The sequence below is a fragment of the Exiguobacterium sp. HVEsp1 genome (genome assembly GCF_002009685.1).
GTDB lineage: Bacteria > Bacillota > Bacilli > Exiguobacteriales > Exiguobacteriaceae > Exiguobacterium > Exiguobacterium profundum.
On record NZ_KV917367.1, the window covers coordinates 2,131,330 to 2,153,431 of the forward strand.

31 protein-coding genes are annotated in these 22,102 nt (G+C 48.8%); 11 read left to right on the top strand and 20 right to left on the bottom strand.

Annotation, left to right across the window (positions count from 1 at the left end; genetic code table 11):
* Positions 1–9: 9 nt before the first annotated feature.
* From BV910_RS10920 to BV910_RS10950, 7 genes are all read left to right on the top strand, one after another.
* On the top strand, positions 10–300 hold the full coding sequence (locus BV910_RS10920) for an EscU/YscU/HrcU family type III secretion system export apparatus switch protein (protein WP_047795070.1): 291 nt from the start codon (positions 10–12) through the stop codon (positions 298–300).
* Positions 297–677 (top strand): flagellar protein FliS, encoded by a 381-nt coding sequence (locus BV910_RS10925; RefSeq protein ID WP_078147326.1) that lies wholly within the window; start codon positions 297–299, stop codon positions 675–677. The genes BV910_RS10920 and BV910_RS10925 overlap by 4 nt, the downstream gene beginning before the upstream one ends.
* Positions 661–1,563 carry a flagellin N-terminal helical domain-containing protein gene (locus tag BV910_RS10930; protein WP_078147327.1) on the top strand — a complete coding sequence of 301 codons (903 nt, stop codon included), beginning with the start codon at positions 661–663 and terminating at the stop codon, positions 1,561–1,563. Before BV910_RS10925 ends, BV910_RS10930 begins: the two co-directional genes overlap by 17 nt.
* Before the next feature lie 24 nt (positions 1,564–1,587).
* The gene (locus tag BV910_RS10935; protein WP_074036246.1) at positions 1,588–2,031 is read left to right on the top strand and encodes a YaaR family protein; all 444 of its coding nucleotides are present in this window, start codon (positions 1,588–1,590) and stop codon (positions 2,029–2,031) included.
* Positions 2,032–2,040: 9 nt separating this feature from the next.
* Positions 2,041–2,706, top strand: a complete 666-nt coding sequence (locus tag BV910_RS10940) for a DUF2225 domain-containing protein (protein ID WP_012726953.1) — start codon at positions 2,041–2,043, stop codon at positions 2,704–2,706.
* A 263-nt stretch (positions 2,707–2,969) separates the two neighbouring features.
* Positions 2,970–3,470: a DUF1572 family protein gene (locus tag BV910_RS10945; protein ID WP_078147328.1), complete on the top strand. Its 501-nt coding sequence runs from the start codon at positions 2,970–2,972 to the stop codon at positions 3,468–3,470.
* 99 nt (positions 3,471–3,569) lie between these two features.
* Entirely contained in the window at positions 3,570–4,043 is a 474-nt protein-coding gene (locus BV910_RS10950; protein WP_078147329.1) for an AraC family transcriptional regulator, read from the top strand.
* Between the two features lie 149 nt (positions 4,044–4,192).
* Here BV910_RS10950 and BV910_RS10955 read toward each other — a convergent pair whose 3' ends face one another.
* Positions 4,193–4,819, bottom strand: coding sequence for a hypothetical protein (locus BV910_RS10955; protein WP_078147330.1), 627 nt, complete (start codon positions 4,817–4,819; stop codon positions 4,193–4,195).
* A gap of 138 nt (positions 4,820–4,957) precedes the next feature.
* Positions 4,958–5,143, bottom strand: coding sequence for a hypothetical protein (locus BV910_RS10960; RefSeq protein WP_078147331.1), 186 nt, complete (start codon positions 5,141–5,143; stop codon positions 4,958–4,960).
* Between the two features lie 159 nt (positions 5,144–5,302).
* Between BV910_RS10960 and BV910_RS10965 the strand changes: the two genes are divergently transcribed.
* Positions 5,303–5,680 (top strand): DUF3021 family protein, encoded by a 378-nt coding sequence (locus tag BV910_RS10965; protein WP_078147332.1) that lies wholly within the window; start codon positions 5,303–5,305, stop codon positions 5,678–5,680.
* Between the two features lie 35 nt (positions 5,681–5,715).
* On the opposite strand, the gene fliT is transcribed toward BV910_RS10965, so the two are convergent.
* From fliT to BV910_RS10985, 4 genes are read right to left on the bottom strand one after another with little or no spacing between them, the layout of a single operon-like run.
* On the bottom strand, positions 5,716–6,069 hold the full coding sequence (gene fliT, locus BV910_RS10970; protein ID WP_078147333.1) for a flagellar protein FliT: 354 nt from the start codon (positions 6,067–6,069) through the stop codon (positions 5,716–5,718).
* A complete protein-coding gene (gene fliS / locus BV910_RS10975) occupies positions 6,066–6,440 on the bottom strand; it encodes a flagellar export chaperone FliS (RefSeq protein WP_012726961.1) in 375 nt (124 codons plus the stop codon). The genes fliT and fliS overlap by 4 nt, the downstream gene beginning before the upstream one ends.
* A 14-nt stretch (positions 6,441–6,454) precedes the next feature.
* Positions 6,455–8,128 (bottom strand): flagellar filament capping protein FliD, encoded by a 1,674-nt coding sequence (fliD, locus tag BV910_RS10980; protein ID WP_078147334.1) that lies wholly within the window; start codon positions 8,126–8,128, stop codon positions 6,455–6,457.
* 12 nt (positions 8,129–8,140) lie between these two features.
* Positions 8,141–8,497 (bottom strand): flagellar protein FlaG, encoded by a 357-nt coding sequence (locus BV910_RS10985; protein ID WP_078147335.1) that lies wholly within the window; start codon positions 8,495–8,497, stop codon positions 8,141–8,143.
* A gap of 384 nt (positions 8,498–8,881) precedes the next feature.
* Between BV910_RS10985 and BV910_RS10990 the strand changes: the two genes are divergently transcribed.
* Positions 8,882–9,757 carry a hypothetical protein gene (locus tag BV910_RS10990; protein ID WP_143404777.1) on the top strand — a complete coding sequence of 292 codons (876 nt, stop codon included), beginning with the start codon at positions 8,882–8,884 and terminating at the stop codon, positions 9,755–9,757.
* 91 nt (positions 9,758–9,848) lie between these two features.
* On the opposite strand, the gene BV910_RS10995 is transcribed toward BV910_RS10990, so the two are convergent.
* The 6 genes from BV910_RS10995 to BV910_RS11020 all read right to left on the bottom strand — a co-directional run bounded on the left by BV910_RS10995 (position 9,849) and on the right by BV910_RS11020 (position 14,598).
* Complete coding sequence (locus BV910_RS10995; RefSeq protein ID WP_078147337.1) at positions 9,849–10,967, bottom strand: flagellin N-terminal helical domain-containing protein; 1,119 nt, start codon at positions 10,965–10,967, stop codon at positions 9,849–9,851.
* 255 nt (positions 10,968–11,222) lie between these two features.
* Positions 11,223–12,515 (bottom strand): methyl-accepting chemotaxis protein, encoded by a 1,293-nt coding sequence (locus tag BV910_RS11000; protein ID WP_078147338.1) that lies wholly within the window; start codon positions 12,513–12,515, stop codon positions 11,223–11,225.
* 123 nt (positions 12,516–12,638) lie between these two features.
* Positions 12,639–12,962, bottom strand: coding sequence for a hypothetical protein (locus BV910_RS11005; protein ID WP_078147339.1), 324 nt, complete (start codon positions 12,960–12,962; stop codon positions 12,639–12,641).
* A 10-nt stretch (positions 12,963–12,972) separates the two neighbouring features.
* The gene (locus BV910_RS11010; protein WP_078147340.1) at positions 12,973–13,800 is read right to left on the bottom strand and encodes a GNAT family N-acetyltransferase; all 828 of its coding nucleotides are present in this window, start codon (positions 13,798–13,800) and stop codon (positions 12,973–12,975) included.
* Between the two features lie 60 nt (positions 13,801–13,860).
* Entirely contained in the window at positions 13,861–14,052 is a 192-nt protein-coding gene (locus BV910_RS11015; RefSeq protein ID WP_078147341.1) for a hypothetical protein, read from the bottom strand.
* Between the two features lie 60 nt (positions 14,053–14,112).
* Complete coding sequence (locus BV910_RS11020; RefSeq protein ID WP_078147342.1) at positions 14,113–14,598, bottom strand: hypothetical protein; 486 nt, start codon at positions 14,596–14,598, stop codon at positions 14,113–14,115.
* Positions 14,599–14,754: 156 nt separating this feature from the next.
* Here BV910_RS11020 and BV910_RS11025 point away from each other — a divergent pair, with 156 nt between their 5' ends.
* On the top strand, positions 14,755–15,252 hold the full coding sequence (locus BV910_RS11025) for a hypothetical protein (RefSeq protein WP_031422805.1): 498 nt from the start codon (positions 14,755–14,757) through the stop codon (positions 15,250–15,252).
* A gap of 36 nt (positions 15,253–15,288) precedes the next feature.
* Here the strand turns inward: BV910_RS11025 and BV910_RS11030 are convergent, their stop codons facing one another.
* The 3 genes from BV910_RS11030 to BV910_RS11040 form a co-directional block, all read right to left on the bottom strand.
* Positions 15,289–16,224 carry a DMT family transporter gene (locus BV910_RS11030; RefSeq protein WP_078147343.1) on the bottom strand — a complete coding sequence of 312 codons (936 nt, stop codon included), beginning with the start codon at positions 16,222–16,224 and terminating at the stop codon, positions 15,289–15,291.
* Between the two features lie 102 nt (positions 16,225–16,326).
* Positions 16,327–16,614, bottom strand: a complete 288-nt coding sequence (locus tag BV910_RS11035) for a putative quinol monooxygenase (protein WP_031422801.1) — start codon at positions 16,612–16,614, stop codon at positions 16,327–16,329.
* A 114-nt stretch (positions 16,615–16,728) separates the two neighbouring features.
* On the bottom strand, positions 16,729–17,589 hold the full coding sequence (locus BV910_RS11040) for a YitT family protein (RefSeq protein WP_078147344.1): 861 nt from the start codon (positions 17,587–17,589) through the stop codon (positions 16,729–16,731).
* 177 nt (positions 17,590–17,766) lie between these two features.
* On the opposite strand from BV910_RS11040, the gene BV910_RS11045 reads away from it, so the two are divergent.
* Positions 17,767–18,681, top strand: coding sequence for a YitT family protein (locus tag BV910_RS11045; protein WP_078147345.1), 915 nt, complete (start codon positions 17,767–17,769; stop codon positions 18,679–18,681).
* Positions 18,682–18,736: 55 nt separating this feature from the next.
* Here BV910_RS11045 and BV910_RS11050 read toward each other — a convergent pair whose 3' ends face one another.
* The 5 genes from BV910_RS11050 to flgL form a co-directional block, all read right to left on the bottom strand.
* Entirely contained in the window at positions 18,737–19,792 is a 1,056-nt protein-coding gene (locus BV910_RS11050) for a GGDEF domain-containing protein (protein WP_143404779.1), read from the bottom strand.
* Positions 19,793–19,886: 94 nt separating this feature from the next.
* A complete protein-coding gene (csrA, locus tag BV910_RS11055; RefSeq protein WP_078147346.1) occupies positions 19,887–20,114 on the bottom strand; it encodes a carbon storage regulator CsrA in 228 nt (75 codons plus the stop codon).
* Positions 20,114–20,551, bottom strand: a complete 438-nt coding sequence (fliW, locus tag BV910_RS11060) for a flagellar assembly protein FliW (RefSeq protein WP_078147347.1) — start codon at positions 20,549–20,551, stop codon at positions 20,114–20,116. The genes csrA and fliW overlap by 1 nt, the downstream gene beginning before the upstream one ends.
* Positions 20,552–20,566: 15 nt before the next feature.
* Positions 20,567–21,142, bottom strand: a complete 576-nt coding sequence (locus tag BV910_RS11065) for a DUF6470 family protein (RefSeq protein WP_078147348.1) — start codon at positions 21,140–21,142, stop codon at positions 20,567–20,569.
* 6 nt (positions 21,143–21,148) lie between these two features.
* Complete coding sequence (gene flgL, locus BV910_RS11070; RefSeq protein ID WP_078147349.1) at positions 21,149–22,099, bottom strand: flagellar hook-associated protein FlgL; 951 nt, start codon at positions 22,097–22,099, stop codon at positions 21,149–21,151.
* Between the last annotated feature and the right edge of the window lie 3 nt (positions 22,100–22,102).

The following is a 22,102-nucleotide window of genomic DNA, read 5'->3' on the forward strand; positions in this document are numbered from 1 at the left end:
GAGGTCCCGATGTACCAACGCATGGATTTGACGAAACGAAAGACGGCCGCGGTCGTCCGCTATGACGAAACGACGGACAAAGCGCCCGTCATCGTCGCCCGCGGGACCGGAGCCGTCGCTGAAAAGATTCTACAGGAAGCACGTGCCCGGGGTGTGGCGGTCGAGAACGACCATTCCTTGCTCGGCCATTTGCTAGACCTTGACTTAGGAGACGCCATCCCGCCCCAACTGTATGACGTGATGGCAGAAGTGTTGTTGTTGATAGAGGAACTTGATTCGATCAAAGGAGAACAAAGATGAATCCAACCCAATTATATGAGATGAGGCCAGAAGAACTCACGCAAGCGATGCTTCATGCACTCGTTTATCACTATGAACGTGCCCAAGACTCGACGATCGCCGAACGAAACCGCCACCTCCGCCAAGCCCGGGAGCTGTTGGTCAAGCTCCACCAAGGACTCCATGACGGCGGCGGAATCATCGCGGCTCAACTCGATGAAATCTATCTATACATGGCGAACGCCAGCGTCGAAGCGATCATCGACCAAGATAAGAAAAAAATCGCCGAACTACATACGCTCGCGAGCGACCTCGATCAAACGTGGAGTGAAGCGATGACGCGTGCCAAGAATCAATCTGTCCCGACTGGAGGAAACCGTTATGAAAATTACCAATAACGTCCAAGCCTTAAAAGCCTACTCATCGCTCTCCCTGAATCAGGCATCGATGAAGAAGACGATGGACCGTCTTTCGAGCGGGGTCCGCATCAATAAGGCGTCGGATGATGCAGCCGGTCTCGCCATCTCGGAGAAGATGCGGATGCGCCTCGACTCCCTCTCGATGGCAGAACGCAACACGCTCGACAGCATCTCGCTCACGCAGACGCTTGAAGGTGGGATGAACGAAACTCATTCTCTTCTTCAGCGCATGCGCGAACTGTCCGTCCAAGCAGCGAACGGGACGCTCAGCGAGGATGACGCGAAAGCCGTCCAGGAAGAGATTAACGCATTGACTGCCGAAGTGACCCGGATCGCGGAGACGACCGAATTCAACTCGAAGAAGATTATGAACGGGGAATATATGCAAGGGAAGAGCACGTTATTCTTCCAAATCGGTGCCGGCAACAACGAAGCCGTCATCTTAAACGTACAAGATATGCGGGCGCACGCACTCGATATCACGACGTTGACACCTGGTGGCGGGGAACTCCCTGCCGTCGATGATGACAACGATGTAGCCACGCCTGATCGAACATACTACGCGCTAAGTGTATTGACACCGGCGGACGCAGGAGACGCCATCTCGAAATTCGATGCGGCCATCAGCAAAGTGTCACTCGAACGTTCGAAACTCGGGGCCATCCAAAACCGACTCGAGGCGAACGTCAGTGTCGTCGCCATCGGCTCAGAAAACTTGACGGCATCTGAATCACGAATCCGTGATGCCGACATGGCCCGTGAAATGATGGACTTCGCACGTCTAAACATCTTGAATCAGTCCGGCATGGCGATGATTGCCCAGTCGAACGCATTGCCGCAAGGCGTGTTACAATTATTGAACTAACCTAAAGAAAGGACGGTTGCCCATATGGACATTCGTCGCATCATGGAGACGCAATCGCTCCTCGGCTCAAGTAAGGCAAAGCGCGCCGAAGTCGAACCCGGCGTCTCCTTCCAAAACGTGATCGGTCAAAAGCGCGAAGACCGGGAACATGAACGCTTCCAACGTCAAATCGCCGCGATTCATGAACAAGGAGAACTGCTCGCGGAAAGTCAGACCGTCGAAGCGCTCGCCGAATACAAACAAATGATTAAAGACTTTATGAAAGAGGCCGTTGACGCGGCACTCCGCCTCGAGGACAAACGTGGATTCAATCGCCGCGGGCGCGCGAAGATTTATAAGGTTGTCGAACAAGTCGACCAAAAACTCCTCGCGCTGACAGATCAGGTCATCTCAGGTGAGGCCTCTCGCCTCTCCCTCCTCGACCAGGTCGGTGAGATTCGCGGACTGCTCGTCAACGTCTATGTGTGAGGTGTCGAGATGGCAGAACATTTGTTTTTGAAGAAAGTCAAATGTCCGTATTGCTTACAAGAAAGTAAGACGAACCGTGTCTTATCACGTCACATCCGCCCACTCGAGGTCGAGAAGGATGGCTACACGACGTATGACGGACCGAACCCGTATTTATACGAGCCGACCGTCTGTGACCATTGTCACCTCGTCTTCCATGACTCGTTTGACAAGGTGCGTAAGCATAACCGGGAAGCACTCGAGACGAACTACTTCAATCAAGTGAATCCGGATGTGTTGAAAGGCGACCGTTCATATGAGCACGTCATCCTTCTCTATAAGTTCGCCGTCATGACGGCCCAATTGAGCGGACAAAAACCTTCTGTCGTCGCCATGCTCGGGATGCGGATCGTATGGATGTACCGGTTGATTGGGGATACGGCGTCTGAGAAGGAATGGATGCAGCGGACGCTCGATAAATACAATGAGGTGCAAGAAGCGTATACAGACCCGATCCGGACGGGATTACCATACGACCAGCTCATGTTGCGGATTGCCGACTTGTCGGCCGCGCTCGACTACTATGAGGATGCGCGTCGCTGGTATGGAATTCTCCTCAGCAGTAAGGAAGTATCGGAGCGGATTCGGAACCAGGCCCGCGATCATTGGGAAGAGTTTCGGTTGGAGCACGCCTAATCAGAAGTGTGGGACCTCGTGTCTCACACTTTTTGAATACAAAAAATCGCACTCATCCACTCACATTCAAACGCAATCGGCACAATTGATGAATAAGAAATCCACGCAACATTGACTACCCAGTACCCTCATGTCGACTATGCGGTGACATCTTGCAGGATATATCACATGGAATCTCAATCGCTATAACATTAATTTAATTTTTAGTGGGATAGATATGGGGTATATTCAAAGCAGATACATACGAAGAGGGGGATCTTTTCATGTTTGAAACGCAATATCTCGAGACCGTCCGTGCCACCTTCAAAAGTCAGAAACAACTCGCCGAGCGCGCACTCGTCCAAGTGAGTGACGAGGACCTGCATAAGACACTTGCACCGGATACGCTCTCCCTCGCCCTCATCATCCAACACATGGCGAACAATATGAAGTCGCGTTGGACCGATTTCTTAACGACAGATGGCGAAAAGCCGGACCGCAACCGCGATGCCGAGTTCGAGGACCAGCAGCTATCCCGTGCGGAGCTCATGGAGGTTTGGAACGAGCGATGGCAGCTGTTGGATAATGTCTTAGCCGATTTGACACCAGATGACTTAGGGAAGAACGTGATGATTCGCGGTGAAGCCCACTCCGTGATTGATGCGATTGAACGTCAAGTGTCGCATTATGGGTATCATGTCGGGCAGATCGTCTATCTGTCGAAGCTATTTGCCGGGAGCGACTGGGATGTGTTGTCGATTCCGCTGCCGCATCAGCGTAAATAACAATTCCTGTTGCAACACTTCAACGAGATATTATTTCAATGAAGCACTTTTTTGGACATCAAGACAATTGAATCAGTCAACTTTAATGGGGGTTACAAAATGGATATGACTTTAAAGCAATTACCTGAAACTGAAATTGCATTTATCAGACGTACGGGTAGCTATTTTGAACCACAAGAACATTGGGGGAAATTAATACATTGGGCGACGGAACACAACCTTTACCCTCCATCAAGTCAATTTATCGGTATTTCATTAGATAATCCGAACGATGTTGATCCTCATGAATGTAGACATGATGCTTGTGTCACAGTTCCTAAAAACTTTGATAAAACAGGGCACGGGGAGATACAATTTAAAATGCTAGAAGGTGGTCAATACATCGTGCACCATTTCTACGATACTCCAGAAAAACTGAGTGAGACGTATAAATATATTTTTGAAGAATGGTTACTAGAACGCGAATATTCAGTGGACGAATCTAGAAATACCTTGGAGTTCAATTTGAACAATCCAGCTGAAGATCCCGACGGAAAATCTAAAGTCGATTTATATGTACCCATTAAGAATTAAGATTTTACAAAATGAAAAAATTAAGATACAAGGAACTCTCAAAATATGAGAATCCCTTCTTATATTCTCTATGCTAACCACTATGCTTATTGTGTAGTAATAATCAACCATGAGACTAGGCGTACCGATTTTATTCGGCACGCCTACTCTTATTTTGTCACGTTAAGTGTATATTCGTAGCGGTCTTCTGCCACTTTGTCGAAGTTCTCGTTGAATGGTCCATCGATGACGACTTTCAAGTCCGTCAGCTCTTCTGGTTTTGCTTTCACGAAGAAGAGGACGTTCCCTTCTTTCTTCACCTTTCCTAAAAATTCTCCACCGACGTCATCTGAGAACCATAAATCCGAAGACACCTGTTCCCCTGTGTTCGTCACCAGTGTCGCCTGGTTCGGATGGAAGCTCATCGTCTCGTCGACCGTATTCTCGACCAACATGTTCATCGCGACGACCGTCACCTCTTCTTGTCCATCGAATGAGTCGCTATAAGCTTCTGCGACCGTGAGGCGTGACGTCTGTACTTTGTCGATGGCGAATTGAATCGGACCCATCGTCTCCGTGATCGTGAGTGCCTTATTCTTCATGTAGATCTTGTTCGTACCGAGTTCACTTTCTTGGACGTCCGTCTCTTCAACAGTCGTCTCCTCTGGTACGTTCGCTTCCGCCTCTACCACTTCTTCCGTATCCGTCGCCGTCGTCTTCAGTTCGTCTGCTTCCCCGCAACCGACAAGTAGTGCGAGTGGTACCGCCACCAGTAAGCCAAATCGTTTCATGTTCATCTTCATCTCTCCCTTTTCTTAATCCAAGTGATGTTGTGGTTAAGACGAATATAACGAATTGACAAACCGAACCGTATTAAGAAAAAGTTCCAGGTAAAATAAAAGTCAAGGTCCATAATCGGACCTTGACATGTATACTTATCCTCTTGATTTCAGCTCTTCTTCCTCGTATGGGTCAGGACGATCCTCAAACGGCGTATCGTCCTCGACGTACGCTTCAAGTTTTGGGTCCCGTTCCACGTATTCATCATACGCTCCCTTTGGACCATAGACGAAATAACGGCGCTTCCGTGACGATATCGGTTTAGACTCTTTCTCACGCATCTCGTTTCCCTCCTCTTTCCAGAAAAGAAGCAACGGCTACATTGATGTTTACCCGATTATAGCGGAAAACAGACGTCATTTCACCCTTACTCCTCAGATGAAACTTTTCCCTTGCATACGCGTATACATATACAACGAATTAATGGAAGGAAGATTCATATGCAATTATTAAAGAAAGCGTTCGTACGGAGTCTCATCTGGTCTCTGCCGTTCGCGATCCTCGCGGTCTACCAGGGATGGTCAGGTAACACGGACGCCCTACACGCAATGCTTGTCTACGCAGGGGTTGCCTTCTTCCTCGGGCTCACAAGCGTTATTTATGAAGTCCAACAGTGGTCGTTCAAGAAACAAATCTTCATTCATTGGAGCGTTATGCACGTGACAATCCTACCACTCCTCTGGTTCGGTGGAGCTACGCCAATCACATCGCTTCAAGATGCCGCACGTCTCTACTTAAATTTCACGGTAAGTGGGCTCATCTTGTTTACCGTTTCTTATTTCATCATCCCGATACATCGACAAGTCAAAGCCTTTTAACACAAAAGCTCGAAGGCGCATGCCTTCGAGCTTTATTATGTCTGTTGGTCGAATAAACCGGAGAAGTTGGAATCGACGTCTTCATATGGATCGACGTAGGACTTGACCGTCTTCCGTTCCATCCGGGCCGTCCCGAGCGTCATCCCGAGGCGCTGGTGTTCGGCTTCAATCAGACGGGCAATCTTTTGACTGTCGTCGACAAGTTGCCTAAGGACCTGTTGATCGGCTTTTTCCAAATCGGGACCGTGTGCCGCGAGCAACTGTTCGCGGTCGTCCAAGAGCTCATGGATTTGTTCCATCCACGTGTCATATGTCGGCTCTTCCGGAACTTTCGCCAGCAACTCTTTTAGACGTTGCGTCTTTAAAATGATTTCATCAATCGGTCTCATGACTGCTTCGCGAGTTTCATCGCTTCCTTCCATGTGTCACGGAGTTCCGTCGTGAAGTCGAGCACTTCGTCGAGGATGGTCGTATCGTTCTTGACGTTCGCATCGACGAGACGACGCCACATGTAGTCATAGAGTGAATCTAGGTTCGCCGAGATGGCGATATCTTTATTAAGTGTGAGACGAAGCTCTTGGAAGATGGCTTGCGTCTTTTGGATGTTGATGTTCTTCAAATCAGGATTGCCCTGGTCGATCGCAAGCTTGGCGAGGCGCATGAACTTGAGCGCCCCGTCATAAAGCATAAGCGTCAGTTCCTGTGGGTTCGCGGTCGTGACCGCGTTGTTTTGATAAGCTGCGTATGGATTGGCTACCATTTAAATTCCTCCTCTTACATGCCTCCGCCTAAAAACTGTTGAAGTGATGCGGCTTGCGAGTTCGCCTGGTTCATCGCCGTTTCCATCGCTGCGAAACGACGGTAGTAGGCATTTTCTTTATCGATGAGTAAATCGTTGAGTCGTTTGATTCGTGAGTCAATTTGGGTCATTTCACGTCCCATTGAGTACGATGGAGCTCCGGCACCATCAACTCCTGCAATTCGCGTGATGGTTTCGCGGGAACCTGCTGCCGCATCACGAATTTGTGGAAGTAATCCCGATTCTGCATTTGTAAAAAGTTTATAAACTTGTTCTGGATCTTTCTCGATAGCTGCTTTTAACTTTTCTTCATCAAGCTCAATTTTCCCACCACTTGTTACATCTTTTCCTGTCGATAAACCAATTTGGAATAAAAAGTCCATATCTTCGTTAGATGTAGCTGAAGTGGCACCCGACCATTTCGAACGAAGAGTATCCATGGTACCACGCAAAATGGAGTCACCACGGAGCATCCCGCTCATCGCCTTTTCTTCCCACTTCTTAATCTCGTCTTCAGACAACTCATCACGTTGCGCTTGTGTGAGTGGCGCGAACGAACGGAATCGTTCTTCGCGTGTCTTTTTGTTCATGAGATCGATCGTCTCATTGTATTTATCGACGAATCCTTTGATGTTGTCAAAGATTTTTTGGGTGTCAGTGGCAGCTGAAAGGGTGACTGGTCCTGCCGTTGGATTTTGAGTAGTTGGAAACTCGGCTTTCAAAGTGATTGTCATATTATCAATCGTAACGGTGTTTGTACTTCGAGTTAGTTCAATACCATTTACCGTAAAAATTGCATTCTCGCCTTTAATATCATCAGCGATACTCGCCTGGAAAAATGTCGCTGCACCTCCAGTGAAAGCAATAATTGAATCGCTACCTGTATTTCGTTGAGTAAGCGCCAATTTCCCAGATGCATCATCAAAGAATGTCGAAAAGTTAGTGTTTTTTGAACTGAGTTGAGCTAACACCTCACTAAATTTTGCATCGACGCCTACAGATACTTTAGCAGATGTTCCACCACTCTTATTGATATATTCAATCTCATAACCTGATTCGAATTTTAATTCATCACCTGCATTGAGAGGGGTTGAAAATGTCACTTTACCAGTTGCCGAATCATAAGTATAGTTTGCAGGATCAACCTCAGCGTTATTCACGAAGATTTTCCCACCATCATTTAGTTTAGATGAAAGGGTTACTTCGGCTGACGCACCCGCTACCGTTTGGTTTTTTGTACTCGCATCAAGATTTAAATCTTTGACGGCAGTATCACGCGTAACTAAATTACTATTTTTGTCTCTCAACTCAATTATATGACTAGCAGACGTGGCTAAATTACTCACACTACTAACTTCCAAAGCTGCATTCCCACTTGATGGTCCTGCTACAACAGAGACACGTGATGCATCAGAAGAGCTTGCAGTTTTAGCATAGAAATTTCGAGTGAACATCAAATCAACTGCGCTGTTTCGCAGCGTCATAAGAGACCGGTTGATTTCGCGATAGGCATCACGTTTCCATTCCGTTGTTTGTTTTTTCTGTTCCAGTTTATCGACCGGAGCACGCTCGGCCTGCATCAATTGTTTAATAATGGTGTCGGTATCGATTCCACTGGCGAGTCCGCCAAATCGGATTGGTGTTGTCATGAAAGTCCTCCTTTATACCCGTTCGTCAAAGAGATGGTTAAACTCCATGAACGCCGCAAAGAAATCAAGTGATTTCTTGCTTGGGATTTCGCGGATGACTTCGTTGTTCGTATCCACGATTTGAATATAGTAGTCGTTCAATTTTTCATGTTTCATGAACTTTAAGCCAGTACGTTGTTGGTCTAGGACTTGATTCGCCTTCTCGACGGCTGCCTCTAACTTGGTAACGTGTTGAGGCGTCGGAAGAATGACGATGCCTTCGTCAGCGAGTTTCGCTTGGTTCGCTTCGACGAACACGTTTTTCGTTTGTTCATACGGCAAGACAGAAGAAGGTAGGTGTAGCCGGACTTCAGAGATGGTCGGGTTCATAAGCTTCTGCTCCTCTTATAATTGTTCTCATGAACTTTATCGGTTCATTCTTACGTTTTTTCAGTCTTTAATGGAAAGAGTCCTCATTATTTGGCTCTAAAAAAATTTATTGTTGTTTTAACTCTTGAAATGAACGGTCAAGGTTCAAGCGTTTAGACGGATCAACTTCAAGTGCTTCAATCGCAAGCATGCGCATCGCATATAATATCTCTTCTTTTTGCTCTAGAAATCGTTGATCGGCTTTAACCTTTTCTAACAGTCGGATAGCTTCTTCTTAGTTCATCCACCTTGACCCTCTCTCTTTTTCTATATCGGTCACTAGGATAAAATTTGTAGAAACGGGAAAAAGTAATCGATGATATCAATCGTAAGGGGGAGAATATTTTGAATTGGGAAGAATTAACTGTGTTCGAAAAGAGTTTATTGTTGGGGACGTTACTTGGTGATGGAACGATTGCCCGTACCAAAGCAAAACAAATACCTAAGAAAGGATTACAGTACCGCGAACATTTTTCGGTGAAGCAAATGGCGTATCGAGAGTGGAAGCTAAACATCGCACCTCGAATCTTTAGCGGTATTAAAATTCGGTCTACCGGCACGAGTGCTGAACTTTATTCAGAGAAGGACGAACTGTTTACATGGCTCTGGGAGCAGTGTTACATCGATCGCAAAAAACATATACCCATTCAATTGTTAGAAGATTGTACGCATCCCGTCTTTCTACTCGCGCTTTATTTAGATGATGGTAGTTTGTCTCTAACGAAGTCACCTCGCTCGAAGTCGAACCAACTCATTATCACTCCACACATCTACTTATACTTACAAGCATTTTATCCAAAGGAATTAGAAGCGTTGAGTGAATTCATAGCTCGAACGTTCAACCATCATTTCCTATTAAGCCGTCGGCAAGATGGACACTTCTATACGTTACGAATTCAAAAGACGGAAGAAGCGATTCGCTTTTTTAATGACTTCTCACCTTATGCCTATGCCGTTCCTTCGATGCGAAAGAAATTGGATTGGGACTATCGACTACAGTTAGAACGAGAAAATCACCCTGACATGAACGTCATTTCCTCCAAAGCAAAACATGATTATACGCAAGAGGAGGTTGAATTTATTATCCAAGCGAAACAACAGGGGATGACTGACGCCAATATTGCAAAAGAGTTGAATCGATTGTATTGGTCGGTCGTCTATAAATGGCAGGATATCAAGAAAAACTATTTGAAAGAGGAATCTGCAATCTACGCTTACTAAACATAAAGACCCGTCCCTCGATAAACGAGAGACGGGTTTTATTATGCTCATTGCACCTTGTGAGTACTGATTAAAAACTTGAAGAAAAATCTTAACGAAGAAGTTGAAGAACTGCTTGTGGCTGCTGATTTGCTTGACTGAGCATTGCTTGTGCAGCTTGGTTAAGAATGTTGTTCTTCGTGAAGTTCATCATCTCTTTCGCCATATCAACGTCACGGATACGCGATTCAGCAGCTTGAAGGTTTTCAGCAGATGTGCTCAAGTTGTTGATTGTGTGCTCGAGGCGGTTTTGGCTCGCACCAAGTTTAGAGCGTTGTTCCGAAACTGTCTTAATTGCATTTTCAATAGAAGTAACGGCAGTTTGTGCGTTAGTTGTATTACTTACATCCAATGAGTCTACTCCAAGAGCAGTAGCTCGCATATCATCTACACCAATAGTCATGTTCTGACCAGCGTTAGCACCAATCATTAAGTTAATCGATCCACCACCTGCAACCTCAAATGTATTCGTTGCAGTAATATCAGCTGTTAATCCTTCATTGATTTCTAATGAAATTCCTAACTCAGTGAAGTTAATTTCCTTAGACTCCATTGACCCAGCAGCAGGAACATCTCCTGATACATTGATAGTCGAAGATTTACCAAGAGTCGCACTTGAAACAGTAAGGTCACCTGTAGCTAAATCGAATGCTACTGTATAGTCAGTTGCTGCTTCAGCACCAGAAGAACTAATTTTTGAAATACCCGCAGCTGGTCCGATACCAGCACCAACATTAGTAATACTTGAAGCTAAATCACCATTTAAGAGTTTTTGTTTGTTGAACTCTGTGTTATTTCCAATTCTTGTGATTTCAGTTGACAATGCAGTGATTTCCTCTTGAATTGCATTGCGGTCTGCGACAACGTTAGTGTCGTTTGCACCTTGAACCGAAAGTTCACGCATGCGTTGAAGGATTGAATGTGTCTCATTCAATGCACCTTCAGCTGTTTGAATCATTGAGATTCCATCTTGCGCGTTACGTGTCGCTTGATCGAGACCGCGAATTTGCCCACGCATTTTTTCAGAAATCGCAAGTCCAGCTGCATCGTCACCTGCACGGTTGATGCGAAGACCTGAAGATAATTTCTCCATCGCTTTACCCGTTTGTGTTGTGTTGAACGACATGTTACGGTGTGCGTTCATTGAGTTAAGGTTGTGGTTAATAATCATTGTAATTTCCCTCCATAGGTTTAAGTTTTTACGCTCTTCCAAATCCTTTTGTCCGAGCATGCAAGGTTTAGGCCGGCCCCTCACCTTGCATTTGTTGGAACGTTTTATCGTTTCCATACTCTATATCGGAGTCCGTTCTCATCTGTTTAGTCTTTTTCGAAAAAAGTTACACGTTTTGAATAGAAATCTTCAATGTGTATACAAAAGCCCACTCCCATCGGTCATTTACGACCAACTCGAGTGGGCTATTCTGACTTACACTTCCACCTTCATCTGTTCCGTCTCATTCTGCAAACTCTCTGCGACGCGAACGAGCTCTGACATCGCCCCGTTCACTTCACCAAGACTTGCCGCTTGCTGGCTCGCGGCTGATGTCACTTCATTCGCATAACGCGATGCTTCTTCGACCATGCCAACGATGCCTGCCGAGTTTGTCACAACCGAATCGATCTGACCGCGTGACTCATCAAGGAGTGAATCGACCGAATGGACATGACTGTATACTTCATTTGCCGAATTGTGGATCGATGCGAAGGCACCACCCGCTTTTTCAACTAAACCTACGCCTGTCTCCACTTCCGCTTTGACGTTCGCCATGGAAGACGATGTATCGCCAACGAGACGTTTCACGTCGACGATGAGGTCCGTGATCTCTTGAGTCGAGTTCGCAGTTTGTTCCGCGAGCTTTTTCACTTCTGCCGCAACGACGGCGAATCCACGCCCATGCTCACCGGCACGTGCCGCTTCGATCGATGCGTTCAAGGCAAGCAAGTTCGTCTGTGCCGAAATGTCACTGATGACATCCGTGATCCGCGAAATTTCGCCTGTCATTTCCGTCAACTGGCTGTTAAGTGTTGATGATTGCTCCACTTTCCCAGCAATTGCATGCATCGCATTGACCGAAGACGAGGCAAGACCCTTCCCGCTCTCCGCTTCCTGTTGCATCTCACTCGCCGAATCAAGCGCCGATGACATCTCTTGGCGGATGCTCTCCATCGTACGTGCGACCGTTCCGAGCAAGTCCATCGAGTTATACGTCGCACTGACGTTGTCTTCTAACATCTTGTTGAGGGAGTCCATCGCAGAACGGATACTTTCTCCTGCAACGTTCCCTTCTTGAACTGAAGCTGCAATTTCCTGTGCCGAACCCGTCAATTGGTCAGCCGTGTAACGCATGTTCGTGCCTTGTTCCCGAAGGTGTTCGACCATGTTGTCCATCGACAAGAGTAGACGTCCCATCTCTGAACGATCCGTTGTCTTCTCGTCGGCGAAGTGTACCGTCAAGTCCCCGTTCCCGACTTCGACTGCTTTCTCAGAAGCCATCTCGACCGCTTTCAATGGACGACGGGCAATCAAGTAAATGACGCCCCCGCCGAGTGACGAGATGAGTAATGCCACGACCGTACCGACGAGCATGACTTGACCTTGTTCCATCTCGAGTTCCGTCAAGAGTAATAGGGTGATGTAGCCGACCGCTCCGCCCGTGATAAAGGACGTGACCAAAATCCACGCGAGCAATTGTGTCGTAAAGTTTTTAAATACTTTCACTGTTTGTTCCTCCTCATTGTGTTCATCACTCCTTATATCGTCCAATTTCCAATGAATGTATAGCGTTTTCAGTTGAACGTTTGGTCAATGAAAAAACGTACCCCCGTCAAGGAGTACGTTTCGTTAGAATGCTTCATCGTCACGTTCGACGTGCACCACACGTCGTGGGGTCGTCGCCGCGTCAATCGCGAGCGTGATGGCAGCCGCCCAGTGCAGCATCATTCCGACAAACGGGATAAAGCCGAGGATTGATGCCGCAATTCCGACCGCCGCGCCGTAAGAAAATCGATTCAATCGACTGAACGAAAGAATCAATACGATCACGTGGTACACAAACATGAAACCGAGGGGCGAATAGCCCATCCCGATGATGAAGAGACCGCCGAGAAGCGGAATCCCGAGGAAGGCTTCAAACGCCGCGCCGAGCCATTTCAGATTTTTCACCATGTGGTTCACCTCACACTTCGATCATGTAAAACTCATAGCCGCCATTCTCCGCAAAACCGGCACGTTTATAAATCTCGAGCGCCGCCTTGTTTTCCGTCTCGACATCGAGCTCGACTTTCGTCCGACCCATGCGGAACAGTTGTTGGACCATCTGTTTCAACATTTTCGTGCCGTAGCCTTTGCCTTGCTCGCCTACTTTGACCCCGAACGCATGGATGCTGGCCGCGTCATCCCCAGTGAGAAGAGCGCGAATCACGCCGACCGGCTTGCCGTCGACTTCGCCGATATACGTCACGCGGTCCGGCGTGTCGATTTGTTGATAGATGTTTTCCGTCACATCGACCGGGTCACCGAACGCCTCGCTGAGCGTCGCGATGATGAGCGGACGGTCGTCTGCTGTCGCCTCACGTAACGATACATCGTCCGGTTTCAAGAAGAGCTCCGCTTTTTTCAAGACGAGATTGTATTCCGAGAACTGATACGCCGCCTGAAGATGCTCGAGCACTGCTTTCCCGGACGCTGAATTTCGGTCGATGACGAACGTGAACGCTTCGCAACCGTTCAATTTCGCGTCTTGTTTCGCCGTCTCAAGTAGTGCCGCAAAGACACCTTGTTTCCGGTATTCCGGATGGACGAGGGCATTCACCTCATACTCGTTCGGAAGATACGGGAAAAGCATGAGATACCCGACGAGTGTCTCCCCGTCATATACCGCATAGTCGTTCTGCCCGATCGACTCATGCCCGACCTTTACGTCAATCTTGTCGTTCGCGTTGACCGCCTGTTCTAACGCCTTGACGTCATCTGCCTGTTTGACTTCTTCTACTGTCCAATTCATTCACATCACCTCATTTGTATTGTAGCACAAAGGAAAAAGCCCGCCGTAGCGAGCAGACATTCAATGATTTCTTTCATTCTGAAAAAGATAAGTCAATTCTCGCATCATGACTGAGATGACGATGACAACAGCCAAGGTGAAAAAGCTTTCTTGTTTCGGTAAATCAAATATATACATCGCGACGATAAACAAAAGGATTACAATCAATCCCTCCGAATAATCTCGTCTTCGGCTTGGTAATGTCTTTCGCACACGTCCCCCACCTCTCTGAAAAAGACTACAAACGATTCAGCCGTCTGCAGTCTCTCCATGTTATAACGTTCGAAACTCTAACTCAGGAAGTGTCTCGATCAACTCGGCAATCTCATCCGTATGCGCCTCCGCACCTGGGACGGCCTCTGTCGGTTCGACCCAGAAGAACGTCTTGTCGTTCGTCCCGAGATAGTTGCCGTAGCCGATTTCTGTCGCGAACGCCTCTTGAGTCAATTCGCGGTCGATCAAGTCCAGGTGGAACAAGAGTTGGTCGTCCCCGTCCTCAACGTTATAGTATAAATCGAACGTACCGTAGCTCTTCGTGTCCCCGATGTCAACGACGTCCTGCACCTTTTCGATATAGACATCACCTCGCTCGATCGCCTCGACAATCTTCGACGGCAAGATGATCTCATAGCCGAGCTCACGGTCACGAATCGTCTGCGTCGTATCCTCTGTCCGTCCCCGGGACGAGACGACACCGACTGTCGCCACCAATGCACCTGTCACACCGAGCGCGAGCGCCCATTTCATCGATTTGTTCACAAGAACCACTCCTCACTTGTTAATGTCTTCACTTGATTATCCCACAAGTTGACGACTTTTCATTAAATATTCTGAAAAAATGTTTCCCCTTACATTGACGAGTGTCCGTCAATCCCATACGATGGTAGTAACGTACTATAGAAAAGAGGAACTGACATGTCTAACGAAACTACTTTGACACGCGCTCAGCTCGACGCGCTCTTGAAAAACGTCTTCGCCCTTCAAATCCCCGTCATCGAGAAATTCATGACGGATTTGTTTAAACAATATGTCTCCACGGCATCTACGTTCAAACAGGACATGGACACGATGAAAGCAACGGACTGGCACAAGCATTTCTTCGGTCAAAAAGTGATGCCTCACCTCTTCATCGAGAACCTTGGCTTCGGTGCATCGTTCCGTCACCAAGGTCAAGAAAAAGTCGTCAGCATCCCTGAGAACATGACAGTCGTCAAACCGGACTCAGACGCGCAAATCAAAGAGATTTTAGAGAATCTCGATCAGACGCTCGCATCAATGGACGGCGTCAAAAACAAAGGACTCGTCAAGAAGTTCTATAAAGAAACGCTCGAACTGATCTGCCAACTCGGTAGCCGTACCGGTATGATGGATGATTTCTATGACAAAGTCAAAGGCAGTTTGACAACAAGTTAATGACCATCCCCTCGCTCAAAAGACCGAGGGGATTTTTTATGTCTCTTGTCGGACGACGGTCGGAAGCTCCATAAACTGACTCCGACTGTAGAAGACGACCCCGACCATGACGAGCGCGATCCCGGACAAAGCGATCGGCGACGGCATGACGGCATGCAGGAAGACGAGTTCCCCGATGAGTGCGAACAGGACTTCGAGCGCTTGCGTCGCTTCGACGGACGCCAGTCTTCCCATGTCATGTTTGACGAAATCGGTCGCCATGAAAAATAGCACGGTCGCGACAACCCCGGATAACAGGGCGACGAGGAACGTCTGCCCGAGCTGAATCGATGAGGGACGCCCCGTCGTCAACCCGTAACCGAACAACAGGAGCCAGACCGGGAGTGACCCGAGACACATCCCGAGGATTCGCTCGAACACGTCGAGGTCCGTGTGCTGCATCATCTTCCGGTTTCCGAGCGGGTAGGCAAATGCGGCGATGATGACCGGCACGACCCCAAGCCAAATGAACCGAGGTTCGAAAGACTCGAAAAACTCCACTTGCATCATTACGACCCCAATGAGAATCAAGACCGAGAAGCGAAGTCCGCGCCATGGGATTCGTTCCCGTGTCCCGTCTACCTTCTTGAAGAGTGGGGACAACAGTGCCCCGGCGACAATCGTCACTTGCCACGTGCCCGCAATCAGCCACGGGGGTGCGACCTCGGCTGCGAGACAAATCGGGACGTAAAACAGTCCGAATCCGACCGTCCCCCAAAGAATCCATGGACGAGGACTTTCTCTCAATGCCGAGAGGACTCGCTTGAGTCCACCACGAAATGCGACCACAACTAGCAGTAACGGGATCATCCACAAAAAGCGGAGCGAGGCGCTATAGGCAAAGCTGCCACCCCCGACTTGCATCACTTCGTTCAACACGAACGTGCTCGCAAAAAACAAGGCGGCGAAGATACCGAGTATGAGTGGACGCATCCGATCCCTCCTTTCCGAATCCTGTCATGTTCTCGACACCTTGCCATTTCTCCTGCAAAAAACGGACAGCGCTTCGCCATCCGCTTCATCATCCCATATCAGTCACGTTCGGAGTTCGAGCGCGGCGATCCGCTCCATTCGCTCAAGGATCGGCTTCGCCTGATCGATATATGCCCTCACTTCAGCAAGTGACAACGACGCCGCATGCGCCTCTTCATTTCGCCATACTTCATAGACGAACACGGTATTCGCTTCGTCGAGCGACACGTGGACCCGATACGATTCACAGTCCGATGTCGCCTCCATCTCCCGCGCCGCTTCCGATAAAATCGCCACGAGTCTGTCGCGTTGCCCCGCTTTCGTGACAAGCTTTCCAATCAGTGCGTACATTCCCAATCCTCCCCTTTCTCTAGCATCGACTTCTTCCACTTTCCCTATGTGATTTCCTGCTTAGTCGGTTCACACGTGTAGAGGTTAAAAAAACGGACGACCCTTGGCCATCCGTTAATGAATATCGCGTTTTTGGAAGTTCCCGCCTTTGACCTCTGTCACCTCATACACGACGACGAACGCTTTCGAGTCGACATCATCGATGATGTCTTTGATCTTTCGTTCTTCGAGCCGGTTGATGACACACGTGATTTCGTAATAGCTTTCTTTGGAATACGCCCCTTGGATTTGATTCAACGTGGCGCTCCGTCCGAGACGGTCCCGAATCGTCTCGACCATCTCATGCGGTTCACTCGTGATGATTTTGAACGTCTTCGCCCCGCTCAATCCCTCCTCCACGATATGGATCACTTTCGAGGCGATGAAGTAGGCGATGGCGGACAGGACGGCTCCTTGAAGACCGAACACCGTCGAAACGACGATAAAGACGAATGTATTCAAAAACAGGATCAAATCACTCGTCCCGAACGGCAATTTACGGGATAAGAGGACCGCCAACATGTCGATACCGTCAAGCGCGCCCCCGTTACGAAGCGAAATCCCCATCCCGAACCCGAGGATGATCCCACCGACTACGGTGATGAGGAGCGCGTCCCCCTCGATGATGGTCGGAACGTGGTGCATGATGACCGTACCGACAGACAAAGACGCAATCCCGGTAACCGAGAGGATGGCGAAACTCTTCCCGATCTGTTTATAACCGAGATAGACAAACGGAATATTCAATACCCCGATGAAAATACCAAGCGGTAGTCCCGTCAGTTGTGACCCGACAATACTGATCCCAGTGACGCCCCCGTCCGAAACGTTATTCGGAATGAGGACCGATTCCAATCCATACGCCGCGATGAGTCCCCCGATGATGTTCATCATCATTTGAAACGCCATCAACCATGTTTTGTTTTCTCGCTTCATCCTATAGACCTCCATCCATTGTTCAACAACCTTGTTAGTTTAACATAAAATGATTTCGAAATAATTTATCGGGAATCATCCCTCAATTCTGAATATTCATGTCAGATTCTCTGTCGTAAATGATTGTCGGTTCGCATCATTTGGTATACTGAAAGAAATGGAAAGGGGGCATCCTGTATGCAGCGTACACCCATGCCTTCCCCGACACCGGAGGAAGTGCAGCGCTTAAGGCGTGAACATAATCCGATCAAGGCGTCCGAACTGTTTGTAAAAGTCGTCCTTTTGCTGCTCGGCTCCCTCGTCTTTGCCGTCGGCTTGGAGGCGTTCCTCGTACCGAATCAAATCATCGACGGTGGTATCGTCGGTGTCTCGATCATCGTGTCGTACTTGACGGAGACGAAACTCGCGATTTGGCTCGTCCTCTTCAACTTACCGTTCATCTACTTCGGCTATCGGCAAATCGGGAAGACATTCGCCGTCGTCACGTTGACGGCCATCCTGCTCATGTCGGCCTTCACCATCGTCCTGCATGACATCAAGCCGTTCACAGACGACCTCCTCTTGTCGACCGTCTTCGGTGGCTTCTTACTCGGTGCCGGAATCGGGCTCGTCATCCGCGCCGGGGGCTCGCTCGACGGAACAGAAATCCTCGCCGTCGCTTTCACGAACCGGTTGCCGTTCTCCGTCGGGGAGATTGTCATGTTTTTCAACATCTTCATCCTCGGGACGGCCGGATTCGTCTTCAGTTGGGACCGGGCCATGTATTCGCTCCTCACCTATTTCATCGCCTTCAAGACGATCGATGTCGTCCTAGAAGGAATCGACCAGTCGAAAGCGGCGTGGATCATCACGTCCGCACCAGACGATATCGGACAGGCCATCATGGACCGACTCGGTCGTGGCGTGACGTATCTTCATGGAGAAGGCGCCTACACGGGTGACGGGAAGAAAGTCGTCTTCACGGTCATCAGTCGACTCGAAGAGACGAAACTGAAAGACATCCTCGATGACTATGACGAGAAAGCGTTCCTCGCCATCGGCAACATTCACGACGTTCGTGGCGGTCAGTTCAAGAAGAAAAACATTCACTAAACGTGAAATCCCCTATAACCGCTGGACCATCATCGCCAACGGTTATAGGGGATTTTTACGCAAATTTGACCTGATTCCGACCATTTCGCTTTGCTTCATATAATGCTTCATCTGCTCTTTCGAACACGACCATGCTCGGCTCATGCCCTGCAATCGCTGCATCGATTGAAATAGTCATCGGAATGATTTCGCCTTGAAATTCGAATGTCGTGTGCCGTACCGTGTGCACGATGTCTTCTGCCACCTTCGCCATACTTTCACTCCCTTCAATGACGAGCAAAAATTCTTCGCCACCATATCGCCCGACGAATCCAGACGGCGGACAGATCCGTTCCAACGTTTGTCCGATATGACGAAGTGCTGCGTCTCCCGCCAAGTGCCCATATGTATCGTTCAACTGTTTAAAATGATCGACGTCGATAACGAGTAACGTCCACGGTTTCCCGGACATTTCCAAATCGTTCATCTGTTCGAGGGTCCTGTAACGATTCGGAAGTCCCGTCAACTCATCAATGGTCGCCCGGTGCGTATGTAGGAGAAACATCCATAGATGCGTCTCAATCTTCTTTGCGGCCCAATAGCAGAGCCAGGCCCCAAAAGATAACATGAGAAAATAAGGAACAAATACATTTATAAAGATCGTCTCATTCACACTGCCTCTCACTTGAATCAAGACGAGGAGCGCACCTGACCCGATGTAGATGGCATACCCTCTCCCTTGACGAATCGGTAAACGTGTCATGACGAGAGAAAATAAAAAGAAGACAAGTAACAGTAGTAATGAGTCTATGAACGGAGCACTCATTCCGTGCAGCGTCGTGCGTCCGATGAAGATCAGACTGAGCGTGACGATAGCTCCGAACGGTCCAGCGAACGTTGCGGATAAGGCAATCGGGATGAGACGAAGGTCGATTCGTGCATCCCCTAATTCGATGGAGTTAATGGTTAAGAGAATTGCCGTCAACCCGTTAGAGACCCCAAACCAAAACCGTACGAATAACGGGGAGGTCGGCTGAATCGGTAAAACTGTTCGCATCACATAGAGTGTGAGCGACATGAATAAAAAGATCAGACTGATGTTGATAAGAAAACTATTAATACCTGTTTCCACCGATTCCCCTCCTTCCTTTCACGTTTCCATCCTATCCCAACCCATCAAGCGCTGTCATCCATCAATTACCGGATTCATGAAAACAGTCGAAAGCTCACGCTTCCGACTGCTTCTGAATCATCTGCTTCATCAAGTTGGCGCTATCTCGTGCCGACTCGTTCTCTTCCTGCATTTGAATGTACACTTCATGACGGTGGATATCGATATGACGCGGGGCGTCGATCCCGAGCTTCACCTGGTCGCCTTCGATGGCGAGCACCGTAAGCGTCACGTCGTCGCCGATGTGGATGGCCTCACCTTGTTTTCGTTTCAATACGAGCATCAGCGCACCTCCGCTTTCGTGCCGCCGAGCGGATAACGGGCCGGATACGCATCGTCTAGGATGACTTGTTTCCCACGACGTTCCTTCGTCTCGATGACGATCGGCGCCTTCAAATTGAGCGTCGACGATTCGAACGGCTCACGCAGCGTGACGATCGAGTAGACCGAGACGTGTTCGGCCTCTTCGATCCCAAGTTGGTCTTTCGCGCCATCCGACAATTCGAACGCATAGTCCGACTTATGCCAAAACGGGTTCGTCACGACGAACGCACAGGCTTGTTCCTCGATTGACTGAAGCGACCAGAACGGTAAATCCTCCCCGTACGGAATCAACACGAACGTCTTTGATTCCGGGAACCCCGGAATCTCACTGACGAACGTGATCGTCTCCGCTTCGTTTATTTCAATCTTGCCAAAGTAGTCTGTTTCAATGAACATGGATTGTCCTCACTTTCAACGCGTTTCATCATACATCCCACCGACCGGCCATATCTCGAGTGACGCCTGTTGACGGAGCGAGATGTCCGTCGTCCATGGCGTGAACGAGATATCGGCTGGCGTGAGCGATACATCAATTTGGGGTGGCGTGATATTCCACTCGATTTTCACATCCGCCGGCGTATACGTCAACTTGACACGATCAATCGATTTTGGCATGTAGCCCATCTCGACGATCGGATATGGGTCGTTCACCTTCTCCGCTGCCATCGATGGAATCGGATTCCCGTTCTCGATCCGCATCATACGGTCGCCGTCCCGGGCGATGTTCGCCATCGCCTCACGGGCCCCTTGCTCTCCCATCTGACCGAGGTGTTTCCCAAGTTCAAGCACGCCTTTCAGGTTGCTCTCACTTCTCGCCACCGATGAGTCGACTTCCAGTTTCCCCGGTGTCGTCTGTTGCGTCATCTCGGCTCTGCCTTGTTGGATCGACAGGTCGGCCCGCCCTTGACGCATCTCGAGCACGGGACGATTGGACGTCATCTGGATCGCGGCAAACGTCTGCCGCATCTCAAGTCTCGCGAGATTCATGACCGATTACCGCAAGAAGTCGAGGAGCGTCGGCTGAATGATGCGGGCACCTGCAGAAAGCGCTGCACGGTGGACGGTCTCATGTGACTTCAGTTCCATAATGACCTTCTCCACGTCGATGTCCTCGTTATCAGACATGATGGTCTTGGCGATAATCTCATGGTCTTGTAGACGGTTGTCGACGAGCTCCAAACGATTCGCACGGGCACCGAGTTCGGCGCGTTCTGTGATCAAGTTTTGACCGAGTGTGTCGAGCGTGTCGAGTTCCATCGATAGATCGCTACCACCCGTCGTATCTTTCGCCAATAATCCGCTCAACTTTTGAAGTCCTTCGAATAGCTCTCTCCCGAAGATCGTCTCCGGTTGCATGTTCACTTGCACCGTGATTCCTTTTGAGACCTCAAATTCGATTTTACCACTCGGATTCAATTTGTCAGGAACTGGTGTCGTCATATAGATTTCATCAATCGTGACCGGATTTGCTGGATCAGCCGCTAAGAATCCTTTTAACTTCTCCATGTTAATGAGTGGCTTATCCGTCATTGTCCCGTTATAAATATACTTCTCACCCGCCTTTGAGTTGGCGAGAGAGCCGATATGTTCAATCAACTGATCGACCTCACTCTTGATGATGGCACGTTGCGACGATTCATACGTATCGTTCGCCGCTTGCGTCGTCAATTCGCGAATCCGCTTGACGGCTTCCGTGACTTCGTTGAGCGTCGAATCCGTCAAATCCATCCAGCTCGTTGCCTCGCTGACGTTACGACGGAATTGGTCGACTTCACGTACTTCGGTCCGGTAACGAATGCCTTGCATCGCGACGACTGGGTCCTCTGATGCTTTTTGAATTCGTTTCCCGCTGATGAGTTGTTCCTGAACGCGAGCGAGTGTGTTGTAGCTACTAGATAAATGCTTCAAGTTCGTCTGTGTGAGCATTGTCTGTGTGACACGCATCAG

Excerpts from the sequence above, each read along its gene's own strand:
- BV910_RS10920 (WP_047795070.1), top strand. The coding sequence starts at position 10 with ATGTACCAACGCATGGATTTGACGAAACGAAAGACGGCCGCGGTCGTC.
- BV910_RS10925 (WP_078147326.1), top strand. The coding sequence starts at position 297 with ATGAATCCAACCCAATTATATGAGATGAGGCCAGAAGAACTCACGCAA.
- BV910_RS10930 (WP_078147327.1), top strand. The coding sequence starts at position 661 with ATGAAAATTACCAATAACGTCCAAGCCTTAAAAGCCTACTCATCGCTC.
- BV910_RS10935 (WP_074036246.1), top strand. The coding sequence starts at position 1,588 with ATGGACATTCGTCGCATCATGGAGACGCAATCGCTCCTCGGCTCAAGT.
- BV910_RS10940 (WP_012726953.1), top strand. The coding sequence starts at position 2,041 with ATGGCAGAACATTTGTTTTTGAAGAAAGTCAAATGTCCGTATTGCTTA.
- BV910_RS10945 (WP_078147328.1), top strand. The coding sequence starts at position 2,970 with ATGTTTGAAACGCAATATCTCGAGACCGTCCGTGCCACCTTCAAAAGT.
- BV910_RS10950 (WP_078147329.1), top strand. The coding sequence starts at position 3,570 with ATGGATATGACTTTAAAGCAATTACCTGAAACTGAAATTGCATTTATC.
- BV910_RS10955 (WP_078147330.1), bottom strand. The coding sequence starts at position 4,819 with ATGAACATGAAACGATTTGGCTTACTGGTGGCGGTACCACTCGCACTA.
- BV910_RS10960 (WP_078147331.1), bottom strand. The coding sequence starts at position 5,143 with ATGCGTGAGAAAGAGTCTAAACCGATATCGTCACGGAAGCGCCGTTAT.
- BV910_RS10965 (WP_078147332.1), top strand. The coding sequence starts at position 5,303 with ATGCAATTATTAAAGAAAGCGTTCGTACGGAGTCTCATCTGGTCTCTG.
- fliT (WP_078147333.1), bottom strand. The coding sequence starts at position 6,069 with ATGAGACCGATTGATGAAATCATTTTAAAGACGCAACGTCTAAAAGAG.
- fliS (WP_012726961.1), bottom strand. The coding sequence starts at position 6,440 with ATGGTAGCCAATCCATACGCAGCTTATCAAAACAACGCGGTCACGACC.
- fliD (WP_078147334.1), bottom strand. The coding sequence starts at position 8,128 with ATGACAACACCAATCCGATTTGGCGGACTCGCCAGTGGAATCGATACC.
- BV910_RS10985 (WP_078147335.1), bottom strand. The coding sequence starts at position 8,497 with ATGAACCCGACCATCTCTGAAGTCCGGCTACACCTACCTTCTTCTGTC.
- BV910_RS10995 (WP_078147337.1), bottom strand. The coding sequence starts at position 10,967 with ATGATTATTAACCACAACCTTAACTCAATGAACGCACACCGTAACATG.
- BV910_RS11005 (WP_078147339.1), bottom strand. The coding sequence starts at position 12,962 with ATGGTGAAAAATCTGAAATGGCTCGGCGCGGCGTTTGAAGCCTTCCTC.
- BV910_RS11010 (WP_078147340.1), bottom strand. The coding sequence starts at position 13,800 with ATGAATTGGACAGTAGAAGAAGTCAAACAGGCAGATGACGTCAAGGCG.
- BV910_RS11025 (WP_031422805.1), top strand. The coding sequence starts at position 14,755 with ATGTCTAACGAAACTACTTTGACACGCGCTCAGCTCGACGCGCTCTTG.
- BV910_RS11030 (WP_078147343.1), bottom strand. The coding sequence starts at position 16,224 with ATGCGTCCACTCATACTCGGTATCTTCGCCGCCTTGTTTTTTGCGAGC.
- BV910_RS11035 (WP_031422801.1), bottom strand. The coding sequence starts at position 16,614 with ATGTACGCACTGATTGGAAAGCTTGTCACGAAAGCGGGGCAACGCGAC.
- BV910_RS11040 (WP_078147344.1), bottom strand. The coding sequence starts at position 17,589 with ATGAAGCGAGAAAACAAAACATGGTTGATGGCGTTTCAAATGATGATG.
- BV910_RS11045 (WP_078147345.1), top strand. The coding sequence starts at position 17,767 with ATGCAGCGTACACCCATGCCTTCCCCGACACCGGAGGAAGTGCAGCGC.
- csrA (WP_078147346.1), bottom strand. The coding sequence starts at position 20,114 with ATGCTCGTATTGAAACGAAAACAAGGTGAGGCCATCCACATCGGCGAC.
- fliW (WP_078147347.1), bottom strand. The coding sequence starts at position 20,551 with ATGTTCATTGAAACAGACTACTTTGGCAAGATTGAAATAAACGAAGCG.
- BV910_RS11065 (WP_078147348.1), bottom strand. The coding sequence starts at position 21,142 with ATGAATCTCGCGAGACTTGAGATGCGGCAGACGTTTGCCGCGATCCAG.
- flgL (WP_078147349.1), bottom strand. The coding sequence starts at position 22,099 with ATGCGTGTCACACAGACAATGCTCACACAGACGAACTTGAAGCATTTA.